The following is a 13872-nucleotide window of genomic DNA, read 5'->3' as shown; positions in this document are numbered from 1 at the left end:
ACAGAAAAAGGAGGTTGAGCGGTTGAACGAGCTGCGCCTCATCAAGCGGATTCGGCGAAGCGGCGATCGGGCCTCCGCCGACCAACTGGTCCGGCATTATTACGACGACATCTACCGTTTCGTGCGCAGGCAGGTCTCAAGCGACGACCTCGCGCTGGATCTGACCCAAGACATTTTCATCTCTATTCTCCGCTCTATCGGCCATTACGAGGGGCGCGGAGGGGCGAGCTTCCGAACCTGGATCTATCGGATCGCCGCCAACAAATTGATCGATTGGTACCGCTCGCGCGCCTATCGCAACTCGGCGATGACGATGACGCTTGACGACATCGAGCCGATCGACGCCGGCGATTTCACCACACAGCTGGAGAGCGACGAATTTATCGCCCAGGTCTTCGAGTTCGTGGGCGAACTGCCGCCGGATACCCAGAAGATCTTCCGGCTTCATCTGTTCGGCGGCTGCACCTTCCGGGAGATCGCGGAAATGGTCGATCTGGCGGAAGGGAGTGTCAAATCCCGTTATTATCGGTTGATTAACCAGCTTGGAAAGGAGTTTGCGAATCATGAATGACTTCGACAAAAACGCAAGTATCGATACCATTCTCGATCGGGGGCTGGTCAAGCCGCCTGCGGCAGGAGAACGGATCGGATCCATGCTGCGGGAATTGGGCCTGCGTTTTATTTTCTGGGACACGGGGTACAGCCTCTTCTTCGCGGCGCTCACGTTCGGCTGTGCGTTTGTATTGTTTATGCTCATGCCCGAGGAATCCGGAGCTTCCGCCGCGGTGGCTATCGCTCCGCTGCTCATGCTGCTTGCCGTTTCGTTCGCCGAAACGTCGGAGCGGCTCGGCGGCTTGTACGAGATCAAGCAGACGTGCCGGTACACGATCCGGCAGATCGCCGCGCTGCGCGTGATCGTCTACTCTGCCGCCGGCACGGTTTTGACGGCGATCGTCGCCTTCGCCGGCGCGAACGGCGAAGGCGGGTTTCTCTCGCTGTTCCCGCTGTGCCTGGCAGCCTTGTTCGTATGCTCGGCTCTATCGCTATCCATGCTGCACAGAACGAGAAACGAATGGTTCCACGCGCTGTTCACAGCCGGGTGGATATTCGCGAACCTCGCGCTTGGTTTTGCCGCCGGCGAACGGTGGGAGAATCTGCTGCGCGGCATGCCGGCCGCTCTCTCGATCGGATTCGCCGTTATCGGCGCCGCCTTGTTCGTCTGGCAGCTCTCAAAAATGCTGCGGGAGGTAAAACCTTATGCTATCGCTTAATCGGGTCACCAAACAATACGGAAATTTCACGGCTCTGGAACATATCGATCTGGAATTCTCGCAGGGCGTCTATGCCCTGCTCGCCCCCAACGGCGCCGGCAAGACGACGCTGATCAAGATGCTCGCCACCTTGATCTTTCCCACTCGGGGAGAGATCCTCTGGCACGGCGACGATATTGTGGCGCTCGACGCGTCGTACCGCGAGCTCATCGGCTATCTGCCGCAGGACTTCGGCTACTACCGCAATCATACGCCGCGCGAATTCCTGCGGTACATGGCGGCGGTCAAATGCCTCAAACGCGATCAGGCGGCGCAGCGAATCGACGAGCTGATCGATCTTGTCGGCCTCTCGGAGGTCCGAGGCAAAAAAATGCGCAAATTCTCCGGCGGCATGATCCAGCGGGTCGGCATCGCCCAGGCGATGCTGAACAATCCGCAGATCCTGATACTCGACGAACCGACGGCCGGGCTCGATCCCAAAGAGAGGGTCCGTTTCCGCAATCTGATCTCCTCGCTGTCCAAAGACCGGATCGTGATCCTATCGACGCATATCGTGTCCGATATCGAGACGATCGCCGGCAGCGTTATTTTGCTCAAAGACCGCCGTCTGTTCGCCCAGGATTCCCCGGCCGCCGTCTGCGCGACGCTGGCAGGCAAAGTCTACGAAACGGATGCGATCGAAGACATCCGGGTACCGCATCTGCTGCTGACCGAGCGGCAGGAGAACGGCCGGACCGTGACCCGCTTTGCCAGCGAACACGACTGCGGCGAATCCGCGCAGAGCGTCAATCCCAATCTCGAAGACGTGTTTCTCTACGTCTATCGGGACGAAGAACGATAGGACGCGGCCATGATCTTCTTCTACGAGTTGAAAAAGCTGGTGCTGTCGCCTTTGATTCTAAGCCTCGCCGCGCTGTGCGTACTGGTCAATCTGACTTTTCTGCTCGTCGAGCGCGACGGACTTGAGCCGATGGGTCAGACGGCCCGACCCGCCGATGCCGTCGCCGCCCGAACGGTTCCTATTTTCGAAGGATATCGAACGGCGGATATCGCCGAGAGTTACATTCGCTGGTATCGTCTCGACGGAACGAACGCCCAGCGGATTCGCAATAAATACGACAAGCTCCAGCCTGTCGTCGATCGCAAAGCGGCGGTCGGCGAGAAGCCTCCGGTTTACTTCAGCGGCCGAATGTCCGATTTCCAGGTGCTGCTGTTCGGCAAATTATTGAAGTTCATCAGCCAGGAGATCGGCCTGCTCGCGCTGCTTGCCGCCCTGCTGGCGGCCGCTTACGAGCAGATGCGCGGCACCGAGCCGGTCATCTATGCTTCGAAGACGGGCCGGCGGGTACAGCTGCCCAAGCTTTACGCTTCGCTGACCGTATCGGCACTGCTGAGCGTGTTCGTAATCGGTGCGAGCCTGCTGATTTTTTTCGCCCTGTTCAACTTCTCCGTTCCGTGGCAGGCCGATGTCTCCAGCGTATTCGATCATGCCCTGGGCGAGACCAAACCTTTTATTACTTGGCACGATCTGACGGTCGCGGAATATCTATGGGCGACGATCGGGATCGGCATCGGGCTTGCGCTTGGCTGCTGCCTGCTCGGCTTTGCGGCCGGTACGGGACTGCGCAGCGCTTACGGAGCTTTCGGCGCGGCCGTCTTCGTACTCGCCGCTTTCGATCTGATCGCGCGTGCTCCGTTTCTGCCCGTCGGCTCGATCTTCAAAAGCGCCTGGGGGCTGAATCCGATGTGGCTGTGGAGAAACAGCGGCACCTGGTTCACCGACGGCAGAGCGGATATGTTGTGGGCCAACTTCGAAACGCTGGGGCTGTGCGCTTACTCGGCCGCTTTTGCCGCTGCAGCCTGGGGCGCTTACCACCTGCTGAGAAGGAGGGAAATCCATTGAGACTTTTTCTGTACGAACTGAAGAAGATCTGGAGTTGGCGTGTGCTGGCTTTGTTGGCCGCGTTCGCGGCGCTGGTCTGGTTCTCGATTCTGAGAGGAGATGTGCAGACTTACAAAACGCTGAGCCATTACGCCAGCTCGTTCGGTCCTTATCAGCGCGAGATGTTCGACAAATATGGTCCGACGTTAGAATCGGAAGAGTTGGCCGACTATGATATTTCGGGAAAAATAGCAGCGCTCGAAGGGGAACTGGACGACTGGATCGCCAGCGATCCGCTGTTCACGGGTAACGGCATTTCGACTTATGCGGAATACGAAGACTTTCGTTCTCAAGATAGGGACAGCATGGATAAGGAAGAATATGAGAAGTTTAGTGAAATCACGATGCAGATGGATAGGAAACTGTGGCTTGACGAATATTGGAACGATCCCAAGAAACAATTCACTTCGCCTTATGTTCGATTGGGGATGCTGTCGAACTTGAACGATACGTATACGGAGTATGAACGCAATATTGGGCATTACCTCGAATATGAGAATCAGCCGGTGGCTGTAGAGGCTGCCCGGCAGATTCTGGCCAAACATAACAACAGCTTGGTCCCCTACAATTTGAAGGGTACCGCATCGGGATACTCAACGGTGGTCGGCGTGTTCGTCATTCTCGCGACCCTGCTGCTCGTCTCCCCTTCGCTGACTCGCGATCGGGCACGACATATTCATCCGCTTCAATATTCATCTACGGTAGGCCGCCGGATCTTGTTGATTCAGTGGGCGGCGGTAACCGTCAGCGCCTGCGTATTTTCGCTTGTGGCGATTGGTGCGAGCGCCACTGCGCTGCTTACGACCGACATGAGCGCCTACTTCGGCGTTTCGATGCTGTCCATGAATTACGGCAGCATCCAATCCCTCTATGAGATCACGTTCGGGCAGTATCTCCTTCTGCTTGCTGTCATGATCGTTCTCTTGAGTATGACGGCCGCCTGTTTCGCGTTCGTACTGGCGAAATTCAGCACGAACATCATAGGCGCAGTACTCAAGATTGTTCCGCTCGGTCTTGCATTCTGGGTGCTGTATTTGAGCGCGATCAGCGAACCTTTCGACCCTCGCAACGCATTGTTCAGAAGCATCCTGCACGGCCGCGTCGTCATGCCCGAGCTGATTCTGTGCGTTGTCTTGGCGGCGGCCGGACTGCTGGCAGCGGTGATCGTCGCGGCGCGCGAACGGAAAGCGGACATTTTGTAAAAGGCTGCCCGTGCCCGCATAATCGTCACAAAGGAGAGAACCGCATTGAACTTATTTCTGCACGAACTCAAAAAAATATGGAATTGGCGCATGCTCGCCCTGATTGCCGCCCTCGCGGTCTTGATCTGGTTCTCGATGTTGAGCGAATTCGCCGATTCCTACGACAGCTTGAGCACGCACGGCATATATGGATCGTACCAACGCGAGATGTTCGGACTCTACGGCGAGACTCTGGAACCGGAGGAACTGACCGACTACGACATTCCGGGCAAAAAAGCGGCGATTCATGCGGAAATGGATGCTCTGATCGCGGGCGATTCGCTGTTTGCCAAACACGGTATCCGAAATGCCGAAGAGTATCAGGCTTTTGCCGACCGCGATACGGAGGGTCTCGGCGAAGAAAAACGTATGGAGTTTTTCGAGACGGTCAACCAAATGATAAGTAGGCTGTCACTCAGCGACGACAAGCAGACACTGGACGAATGGTATACTTCTCCACAGATCCGCCTGCAAACGCTCGAAGCGCTTGAACAGACGTATGCCGATTATGAATCCTTCCTGCAAATTTATATCGACCGCGACGAACGGCCGGTTGTCGTTCAAGCGGCCCGCCAGATTCTGGAGCAGCGAAACGACAGCCTGATCCGACATGATTTGAGCAGCAGCGTCTCCCTGTACGCGGCAGTAGTCGGTGTGTTCAGTATCGCTTCGACTTTGCTGCTCACGGCGGTTCCTCTTTCTCGCGATCGGATGCAAAACATGCATCAGGTTCACTATTCGTCAAGGATCGGCAGGCGGATCTTGAAGATCCAAGCGGCGGCCATGTGCGTCAGCGGCTGCGCGCTGTCGCTTCTGCTGATCGCCTTGAGCGCTGTTCCTCTGCTTGCGGCAGGCGTCGGCGATTACGGGAATGTCTCGATTTTGTCGTTCACGCTTACCGACATGGTGCTGTACGAGATCACGTTTGGGCCGTACACCCTTTTTCTCGCCGGCATGATCGTTCTACTGAGCATCGCTGCCGCCTGCTTCGCGTTCGTGCTGGCAAGGTTCAGCTCCAATCTGATGACGATGCTGATCAAACTCGTGCCGGTCGGCATCGCATTGTCCGGATTGGCCGTACTTGTACTCTACATGACGTTTTCTTATCATAACCTTCTGTTCAGTGCCGTACTGCGTGGGAGAATCCCGATGCCGGAGCCGATGCTGTGCGCCATTGTCGCGGCTGCAGGCGTGCTGGCAGCGGTCATCGTATTGATTCGCGAGAAAAAAACGGATACCGACTAGACCTTCTATCCGCGTCATTACCGCTCCCGATTGCTGGGGCGATGAACGGAAAGAACCTTCTCTAACGAATCCCGGTATCGCTATTCGCCATTTTTCTGGATTTTTAAAATCTGACGAATTCTCATCCCTCTATTGTCTGCAATTTCTCTGTGCAAGGCCCATTTTGATCAAATAGCGTTCATAGGATTCGTTAGAGCGCTCACTGTCCGTACAAAAAGCAAGCGATGAAACCGGCGTTCGCTCAAACAGCCGGTCATCGCTGATCGACAGAGACGGAATAGAAGCTTTCGCTTGCCGGGACTTTCCGACAGCGGGAGCGGGGTTCGGCTAGTTCCTGCCTCCAATCCACACCCGCACCCCGCTCCGATACTCCGACGGCGACACGCCGAAGTAATTGCGGAACGCTTTGCTGAAATAATTCTTGTCGTTGTAGCCGAGCATATCGGAGATCTCCTGGATCTTCAGCCCTTCCTCGCCCAGCAGCACGCGCGCTTTCTCCATCCGCAGCTTCTGCGTGTATTCATGGATGCCGACGCCGTACTCCTGCTTGAACAGCTTCATGAGGTATTCGCGGCTGAGGAAATACTTCTCCGTAAACATGGAGATCTTGATCTCTTCAAAATAGTGCCGGTCGATATAGGCGCGAATATCGCTGATATGAAAAGACGCCCCGGTGCGGTCCGCCCTGCGCGCATGCCGGCAGCAGCGTTCGACGGCATCGAGCATCCGCCGCTCCCACTGGGCGGCATCCGCCAGATCCCCCGCCTCTGCGTCTTCCGGCGCGGAATCCTGCCAGGCGGAGCGTCCTTCCGCCTGCCCTGCCGGTGCGCCGTGCGCCGGATCGGACCCGCCGACCGGTTCCCCGTCGGCTCCCCGGCCGAGCACGGCTTCCGCCTCGGCCAACAGCCGCTGCGCGTCGCCGAGCGCCAGGAATCCCGGCGCTTTCAGCTCGGCGAGCGCATCCTCCGCGATGCGCAGCGCCTGCGCGTGTGCGCCGCTCTGTGCAGCGGCGGCAATACGCGCCAGCGCGGCCGCAAACGCCGCCGCATCGGGCTTCGCCCCGTGCCGGGCCGCCGCTGCCGGCAGGCGGCCCGGCGGCTGCGCCCCTTCTCCCGCGCGGCGCAGCGGAAGCTCTCCCGTACCGCCGGGCCCCGCAAGCACCGGCCCGTCGATGCGCAGCAGATTCAGCCGCCCGGCCGCGGCTCTCGCCTCTTCGTACGAATCGGCCAGCCTGCCGAGCGAAGCGGACAGCGGCCCGTATCCCGCCGCCGCGCGAAGCCCGAACAGGCGCTCCAGCGTCGGCAGCAGCTCGCACAGATAAGCTTCGACGCGCAGCTCCGCAGAAGCTTCTCCGCCGCTGTCGGTGCGGCAGGCGCAGACCGCGATCATCTCGCGGTCCGCAGCCGGATCGGCGAAGCCGAAGCTCTCCATCCCTTCCGGCGCGCAGTCGCGAATGACATTGGCGATCGCGGCATGCAGCAGGCCGGTATCGCCGTAGAAACGCCCCCGCCGTACCCGGTCCAGATTCAGCAGGCGCAGGGACACGGCTCCGTACAGCCGGGCTTCTCCGCCGCCCGCGCCGATCATGGCAAGCGTATCCGCTTCGCGGTTCGGATGGAAGCTTCGCCGGATCATCGACAGATAGACATTCTCGCGCAGTTTGGGCAGCGAGACATTGAGCGCTCTCCCACGGCTGATCTTCTCCTCCGCTTTGCGGCGCCGCAGGTCCAGCTCCTCCACGGCCCGCCGCAGGACATCGTTCAGCCCGTGCCGGTTTACCGGTTTGAGCAGATAATCGAGCGCCCTTGAACGAATCGCCTGACGCGTGTATTCGAAGTCGTTGTAGCCGCTGATGACTACGCTGAGCACATCGGGATAGTCTTTTTCCAGCCTCCGCAAAAATTCGCTTCCGTCCATGCCCGGCATCTTCATGTCGATCATCGCCAGATCGATCCGGTGTTCCCTCAGCAGCGCCAATCCTTCCTCCCCGTCCGTCGCTTCATGGATCGTTCCGATCCCGAGTCCTTCCCAATCCCCCAGAATACGGATCGCTTCGCGCAGCGGTTCTTCGTCATCGAGAATGAGTACGTTATACATATTCTTCGCCTCCCTGCGGAATATTCAGCATCAGCCGCGTTCCTCCTTCATCCGTATCGATCGCAAGCGTGGACTGTTCGCCGTACAGAATGCGCAGACGCGCATGCAGATTCTGCAGACCGATATGGTCGCCCGCCCGCTCCGCAAAAGGCTTTTCCAGCGAATCCAGCACTTCCCGCAGCCGCCCCGGCTCAATGCCCGGACCGTCGTCGCTGACCGTGATGCACGCTCCTTCCCCCGTCTGCTTCGCCTCAATCGTGATCGTCACCGTGTCTTTCACCCGCTCCAGCGCATGCTTGATCGAATTTTCGACCAGCGACTGCACGGACAGCCTCGGAATACGCAGCTGCCGCAGCGATTCGTCCCAATCGTATTCCACGCGCAGGCGGCTGCCGAACCGCGCTTTTTGCAGCGACAGATAACGTTCGATATGCCGCAGTTCGTCGCCCGCGGACACAATGTCGCTCCCTCCGATACAGTAGCGCAGCGACTGGGCCAGATCGTCGACCATATCCGCGATATCCAGCCGCCCTCCCCGCAGCGCCTGCGTCGAGATCGCCTGAAGCGCGTTGTAGAGAAAATGCGGATTCAGTTCCGCTTCGAGCGCTTTGAGGATCGCGCTCTGCTCGACCAGTTTCATCCGGTAGCGTTCGTTGATCAGCTCGTTCGTCCGCTGCACCATCTCGTTGAAATGGCGCGTCAGATGCGCGATCTCGTCGTGGCCGCGAACCGGCGCCAGCGTCTCGAAATCCCCGCCGCTGAAGCGGTTCATCCGCTGGGCGAGCCGGGCCAGCGGACGGGTAATCGCACCGGACGCCAGCGCGACCAAGGCCGCCGACAGCAGAACGAACCCCGCTCCGATCAGGATATTCAGGCGGCGGGTCCGGTCGGCCGCTTCGTAGATCTGACGGTACGGCATCGACTTCGCCAGCGTCCACTCGCCCGGCTCCGACACGTTCGCCATGAGCAGATAACGTTCCCGGCCAAGTTCCCCGTTCACCGGTCCCGCCGAAGCGGCCTGCTTGAACCGGCCGACCAGGCCTCCCGCTTCCGCCTGCCGGTAGAAGCTTCGGTCGTCCGTATAGTACGGATCGCCGTCCGCACTCAGCAGCGCCAGATGTTCGCCTTGTTCGAGCGGCGCGTCCCGGACGATCGTGTCCAGCCCGGAAGGATTGGCGTATACGGTCAGCACGGCCTGCGGCTGGCGCGATGCGATCGAGCGCAGCACCCGGTGATACGCGAGGAACCGTTCTCCTTCGCCTTCGGCTGCGGCCGGACCGGGCTCAAGCTGCAGCAGCGAGCGGTACAGCTGGTTGTCCGGCTGCTCCTTCAGGCGCTTGTACCAGTCCGACCGCGCCGTCCCGCTGTCGGGAGCCGCCCGGATGACCACATTGTAGGCTTCTCGCGTCACCGAATAGGTCTTGTTCGTCTTGACGATATGCAGCTCCATCCCGTCCAGATCGCTGCGCGAATAGAACATCCGGCGCAGATAATTCTCCAGGTACATCCGCGACCCGTAGTCGTTTTCTTCATTCAGCACGGCATGGATCAGATCATCGTACTGGAGCTGGGGCAGCGTCAGCTGCGCAATCCCGTCCATGTAGTCCTGCACATTCCGGTTAACCAGCAGCAGATTGTTGGCGGCGCTGTCGATGCTGTGGCGCACCGCTTCCCCGCGCAGCCTCTGATCGGACACCACGCTCAGCAGCACCACGACCAGAATCACGATCGTGGTGAACGGCACGAACAGTTTGTACGCCAGTCTGCCGGTCAGGCGTCTCCACAGCCGTCCGGCCGTTTTTCTTCCTTTCGAAGTAAGCGTTTGCATATTGGTTCACCTTTTTACCCTCAAGAGTTTTCTTTCGTCCATTCTGGCCGGAATATCGACATTCTATAATACAAACATCGAGAAAATCCATACCTTTTCGCGCAGAGCCGCAAACGTCCCGTTTTGAGGCCCGGGGTGAAAGAATCCGTTTATCGAAAAAGAGGTGCGCCATGTTCAAACTGGGAAGAAGACGCGGGGAGCGGCTGGAGTTCGGTCTGTTTACGCTGCCTGCCCTGATCTGTATCGCTTTTGCTTTTTATGTGCCGTTTATGCTGACTGTACGCTACTCCATGACCAAATGGAACGGCATCGCCAAGCACCCGACCTTCATCGGGCTGGACAACTTCCGCCAAATCCTGACCGGCGACGCCAATTTCACGAATGCCGCCTTGTTCACGCTCAAGTATACGATTCTGTATATTGTGCTCGTCAACGTACTTGCGATTGCGCTGGCTCTGGTTCTCGACATGGGACTGCGCTCGACCAACTGGCTGCGGGCCGCCTTTTTCGTCCCGTATATTCTGAGTCTGGTCATCGTCGGCTTTATCTGGAAATTCATTTTCATGCAGGGCTTCGAATCGCTCGGCGACTCCACCGGCTGGTCCGTATTTGCGCTCAGTTGGCTCGGAGAACCCGGTCTGGCCTTCGTCTCCATTCTCGGCGTCTCGATCTGGCAGTCCGTCGGCTTCTACATGGTCATCTATATCGCCGGACTGCAGTCCGTGCCGGACGACCTCAAAGAAGCCGCCACCGTCGACGGTGCGGGCGCCGTCCGAAAATTCTTCAGCATCACGCTGCCTCTGCTGGCCCCGTCGATCACCATCTCCGTGTTCATGGCGCTGACCAACGCGATCAAGGTGTTCGACGTGATCCTCTCGCTGACCTCCGGCGGACCCGGCGGCACGACGTACAGCGTCGCCTACGACATCTACCGGGATACATTCCAGAATAATCTGTACGGTTACGGCACCGCCAAAGCACTGATTCTGTTCGTCGCCGTACTTGCGATCACGTTCGTCCAGCTCTATATTTTCAAACGCCGGGAGGTCGAAGCCTGAGATGTCCAAATCCGTATCCGCAGTGCCCAAACGGCGTATCCGTCCCGGCCGTCTGGTGCTGGAAATCTGCATGGTGCTGCTGTCGCTGCTGTTTCTCTATCCGCTGATTCTGACCGTCATCAACTCGTTCAAGAGTTTCGCCGAAGTCATGAGCGACGTCATCGCCCTGCCGCAGTCGTTCAGCTCCGCCAACTACGCCTACGTCTGGAAAGCCGTCGACTATCCGCGGCTGTTCCTCAACAATACGATCGTCACCGGAATTGGGCTGGCCGGCATCATTCTGTTCTCGTCGATCGCCGCCTACAAAATGTCCCGCAGCCGTTCGCGCATGAGCGGCGTGCTGTACATGCTCTGCATTATCCCGATGCTGATTCCGTTCCAATCGATCATGCTGACCGTGCTCCAGATGGCCAAAGCCCTGCACCTGTCCGAAAGCACCTGGGGACTCGGCATTCTGTACTGGGGGTTCGGCGCGCCGCTCGCGATCTTCATCTACCACGGCTTCGTCAAAGGCATCCCGCGCGAGATAGACGAAAGCGCCACGATCGACGGAGCTTCCGGCTTCCGGTTGTTCTTCTCCGTCATTTTCCCGCTGCTGAAGTCCGTGACGACCACCATCATCATCATCGACGTCATGTGGATCTGGAACGACTTCCTGCTCCCGCTGCTGATGGTCAACGGCTCGCCGGCGACCAAGACGCTGACGCTCGCCGCCTATACCTTTGTGGGTCAGTACACATCGGACTGGCAGTACGCGATGACGGCGATGGTGATGGCGGTGATGCCATCGATTCTGGTGTTTATCCTGCTGCAAAAGTATATCGTAAGAGGGGTTGTGGCGGGGGCTGTGAAAGGGTGACCTATTGAAAAAGCCGGCGGTTTGCCTGTATTCGAGGCGATCCGTCGGCTTTTATTCAGAAGGGATAAAAGGCGGCTGCTCACTTGTATAATAATGGTTTCGGCTTTTTCCATTCAACTGATCCAGATAGCCCTGTATCGTTTTTAATCTTGAGTTGGAATATCCCATGGCTTCCCTTAATTCTTTGGTCGTAAAATAAGGGTTTATAATTCGGATTTGCTGTAGTTTGAGCATCTCCGATAAATCATGTTGCGTTTGGTCGACCAAGAACTTAGACAAGTAATTCCCCAAGTTCAACGGAAGAATTTGCTCGAGCGACTTTGTATTCCATTCATAGAGTCTGATTTTGGACTGAAGATGATCGGTGATGTCCGGTTCCAGCAAGATTCGATAAATTAAATCGCCTTTTACTCTTCGTACATCACGCTCTTGCGCTGAGGGGGTATCTATGTATTGTTCTTCAATCAAGAATACAACCATCCCGATCAAAACATCGATGATCTGTAACAAAAAAGACTCGTGCGACTTTTGCGAAATGACAGACTCGATTCGATATCCTTTTTTTCGATAAGCGGAGTGCGCATTCATCTGCCGGTGTAGACTTTCATTCAAATTGATCTCCGGCGTCTCATACTCATTGTTTTCGTCCACTGCAATACGGACTTGTTCCCCTCCGGCCAAATTGCGTGTCACGCCGTAGAAAAGTCTTTCCGGGATTTTCACGTAAAAAAACTGTCTTAACTGTTTATCGTTGATCCCCATGCTTTCGCCCATTTTTTGGGCATCTTCGTTGTTTACCAAAAAGATATTGACGTGAATATCTTGGGCAATCGTCAATAAAATTGAACGAAAGTATTTCTCGAATTTGCGATCATTCTTATACTCCGCAAAATGAAGCTCCTGCCCGGGGCCTATAATTGATTCCAATGCATCCGAAATCTGCTGCAGCACAGACTCATCGATCCCTAACGCCCCGTAATAGGAATAGCCTCCGCGTTTCTGATCCAGTTTATTCGATTCGTCGAAAAAGATATGATAGGTCACAGCTTAGTCTCCTGACTTGATTAGGGTACCTAATAATTTAATAAGGATCGAACTTGTTCAACTTACAAATTAACGCTATAATAGAAGCAGAAAATCAAATTTGTGTACTCATTTTCCTCGCCACCATCGTGCAAGGCTTGTGAGTACTTAGAAATCAACCTTTCTCCGCCACCATCTGGCAGAGCTGGGTTGTTTTTTTATGTCTTTAATCCGTTTTAGAGCGCAGATGTGCACGATATAACTTCAGGCAATCCTCTAAGTAGGCTTTTTCAGCAAATGATTCTACAATAATTTGGTAAGTGGTTTGCTTTTCTTGCAGCTGCCGCTTTGTACCTTCTCTATGTTCTTCAATATATGCGTTTAAGGTAGCCGCGATATGGACCGTATTTTGATCATAAATACCATACCTTCCCGAACAAACCGCAAACAGCTGATAAAAAGGCTTATCGGTTGCTGCGCAAATTTCCAATGCTTCTTGCAAGGTTGCGCCGTTATAGATCGGATTCCAGTAAGAGTTAAATATCTCGCTCATTCGTTCATAACTAACAGAGGTCTTTCTTTCGATCACCGTTCCTTTTTTGTACTCCCAGCGAGTTCTACTCGATCCCTCCGAGTCTGCAATAAATTCACGATAATCTGCCGAGGCAGACCAATAAGCATGAATAGAATACTCGCCTCTACTCAACTGCTGTATTACCTGTGTATAATCCCATACATTCCCGAATACTTCTGCGCCTAATTTGGCATATCCGTTTGATTTATAATACGAGACCAAACTGCTGTATTCGGAGAAACCCAGAGCTTTCGAAGTAATGCTGACAAACTGAAGTGTTGTTTCCAGCTCGCCTCGCTCGATTCCGCCCAAGTAGCTTGTCGAATATCCGGTGTGGAAAGCCAAGTCAGAACGAGTCCAACTTTTTATTTTTCTATGTTGAAGAACATGGGATGAATATGATTTTATTGGAGCTTCTTCATTAAACATCGTTCAGTATCTTCCCTTCATAAAAAATGTTCAATTTAGTTACAGAACATTTATAAGTACTTTGATTTTAGCATCGATTATTGAGCAAGTAAAGAATCTGAGAATTATTCAAAATAAAACAAGCAAAGTTCTAAGTCCGTCTTTTTTCTTCATTAATTCCTTCTATACCTATTCTTTATTTAATTCGCTTATGACGCCAAATAAAAGGTAAATAAACAATTTCATACAGAGTTATATCTAAATTCTGCACAAAAAGACCCTTAGGCATGCAGGCTTCCGCCGCTTGCCTAAGGGTCTTCACTTGG

General features: G+C 55.6%; 12 protein-coding genes. 8 read left to right on the top strand and 4 right to left on the bottom strand.

Going from position 1 to position 13872, the window contains the following annotated elements; genetic code table 11:
• The first annotated feature begins 22 nt into the window (after nt 1-22).
• Genes HOP44_RS11675 through HOP44_RS11650 form a run of 6 tightly spaced genes read left to right on the top strand, consistent with a single transcriptional unit; the run spans nt 23 to nt 5699 of the window.
• Nucleotides 23-571 (top strand): RNA polymerase sigma factor, encoded by a 549-nt coding sequence (locus tag HOP44_RS11675; RefSeq protein WP_172253450.1) that lies wholly within the window; start codon nt 23-25, stop codon nt 569-571.
• The gene (locus HOP44_RS11670) at nt 564-1271 is read left to right on the top strand and encodes a hypothetical protein (RefSeq protein WP_172253448.1); all 708 of its coding nucleotides are present in this window, start codon (nt 564-566) and stop codon (nt 1269-1271) included. Before HOP44_RS11675 ends, HOP44_RS11670 begins: the two co-directional genes overlap by 8 nt.
• The gene (locus HOP44_RS11665) at nt 1258-2112 is read left to right on the top strand and encodes an ABC transporter ATP-binding protein (protein ID WP_172253447.1); all 855 of its coding nucleotides are present in this window, start codon (nt 1258-1260) and stop codon (nt 2110-2112) included. Before HOP44_RS11670 ends, HOP44_RS11665 begins: the two co-directional genes overlap by 14 nt.
• 9 nt (nt 2113-2121) lie before the next feature.
• A complete protein-coding gene (locus tag HOP44_RS11660) occupies nt 2122-3174 on the top strand; it encodes a hypothetical protein (RefSeq protein ID WP_172253446.1) in 1053 nt (350 codons plus the stop codon).
• Complete coding sequence (locus HOP44_RS11655; protein WP_172253445.1) at nt 3171-4415, top strand: ABC transporter permease; 1245 nt, start codon at nt 3171-3173, stop codon at nt 4413-4415. Before HOP44_RS11660 ends, HOP44_RS11655 begins: the two co-directional genes overlap by 4 nt.
• 45 nt (nt 4416-4460) lie before the next feature.
• Nucleotides 4461-5699: a hypothetical protein gene (locus HOP44_RS11650; RefSeq protein ID WP_172253444.1), complete on the top strand. Its 1239-nt coding sequence runs from the start codon at nt 4461-4463 to the stop codon at nt 5697-5699.
• A 327-nt stretch (nt 5700-6026) separates the two neighbouring features.
• Here HOP44_RS11650 and HOP44_RS11645 read toward each other — a convergent pair whose 3' ends face one another.
• Complete coding sequence (locus HOP44_RS11645) at nt 6027-7796, bottom strand: response regulator (protein ID WP_172253443.1); 1770 nt, start codon at nt 7794-7796, stop codon at nt 6027-6029.
• Nucleotides 7789-9624, bottom strand: a complete 1836-nt coding sequence (locus HOP44_RS11640; RefSeq protein WP_172253442.1) for a sensor histidine kinase — start codon at nt 9622-9624, stop codon at nt 7789-7791. The genes HOP44_RS11645 and HOP44_RS11640 overlap by 8 nt, the downstream gene beginning before the upstream one ends.
• A gap of 170 nt (nt 9625-9794) precedes the next feature.
• Here HOP44_RS11640 and HOP44_RS11635 point away from each other — a divergent pair, with 170 nt between their 5' ends.
• Nucleotides 9795-10682, top strand: coding sequence for a carbohydrate ABC transporter permease (locus tag HOP44_RS11635; RefSeq protein WP_172253441.1), 888 nt, complete (start codon nt 9795-9797; stop codon nt 10680-10682).
• A 1-nt stretch (nt 10683) separates the two neighbouring features.
• Nucleotides 10684-11541, top strand: coding sequence for a carbohydrate ABC transporter permease (locus tag HOP44_RS11630; protein ID WP_172253440.1), 858 nt, complete (start codon nt 10684-10686; stop codon nt 11539-11541).
• 51 nt (nt 11542-11592) lie between these two features.
• On the opposite strand, the gene HOP44_RS11625 is transcribed toward HOP44_RS11630, so the two are convergent.
• Nucleotides 11593-12585 carry a DUF3800 domain-containing protein gene (locus tag HOP44_RS11625; RefSeq protein WP_172253439.1) on the bottom strand — a complete coding sequence of 331 codons (993 nt, stop codon included), beginning with the start codon at nt 12583-12585 and terminating at the stop codon, nt 11593-11595.
• 205 nt (nt 12586-12790) lie between these two features.
• Entirely contained in the window at nt 12791-13567 is a 777-nt protein-coding gene (locus HOP44_RS11620) for a helix-turn-helix domain-containing protein (RefSeq protein WP_172253437.1), read from the bottom strand.
• Between the last annotated feature and the right edge of the window lie 305 nt (nt 13568-13872).

The organism is Saccharibacillus deserti (assembly GCF_013618475.1).
Classification (GTDB): domain Bacteria; phylum Bacillota; class Bacilli; order Paenibacillales; family Paenibacillaceae; genus Saccharibacillus; species Saccharibacillus deserti.
Note: the sequence above shows the minus strand (reverse complement) of the source record. Positions and strands in the feature narration are given on the sequence as shown.